The following is a 625-nucleotide window of genomic DNA, read 5'->3' on the forward strand; positions in this document are numbered from 1 at the left end:
TATCCCGCGCGCGCACGTTCCAGGGCGGTCCACGACCGAAGCGAGAGACGATTGGCAGTTGCAACGTCAAGGGGCATATAGAGCACCTTGTTACTTCTTTCCGCGCTTTGCCAGTCCGCGCTTCGTTGCGACTTGTCTCTTCTGGGCCATCCGGTCACTCGCCCGTCAACCATCGCGAGTTTGTAATTTACCTTCGGCTCACGGCCACATGTAGATGCATCCCAGCCCGCACACGTGTAGTTACCATTCAATACGGTTGAGCAATCGGTAAACCGGATAAAACCAAATCGTGCTAACGCGCCGAGAGCTGGGCACATCGGCTGGTAAATTCCAGAAAAGCGGAACAAGCCGGCCCGCATCCGCCAGAATCGCCCGCGCATTTCCCATCGCCTGCCTTCAACATCCCTTTATTCCTCCGTCGTATTCGACTTCTCCTCGACTTCATCGCCTTCCTCCTGCGGCAATTGCTCCCATGTGCTATGAACATGCCGCCTTAAAAACTCCCCCAGCTTCACGCCATCTCGCGCCGACAGCAGCCTCACGATCTGCTCGTGCTCATCGATCGCGGTATGCCACGTCTCCGACGTCACGCTTCCCTGGAACCGATAGCGGTAAAGCTGGCGGT

Annotated in this window: 1 pseudogene; it reads right to left on the reverse strand. The window is 57.0% G+C overall.

The features are described from left to right. Nucleotides 1-407: 407 nt before the first annotated feature. Nucleotides 408-625 (reverse strand): annotated as a pseudogene (locus AWB65_RS36570) (hypothetical protein); the annotation flags it as partial.

Origin of the sequence: Caballeronia humi (assembly GCF_001544475.1) — a bacterium.
In the GTDB taxonomy this organism is placed as follows: Bacteria; Pseudomonadota; Gammaproteobacteria; order Burkholderiales; family Burkholderiaceae; genus Caballeronia; species Caballeronia humi.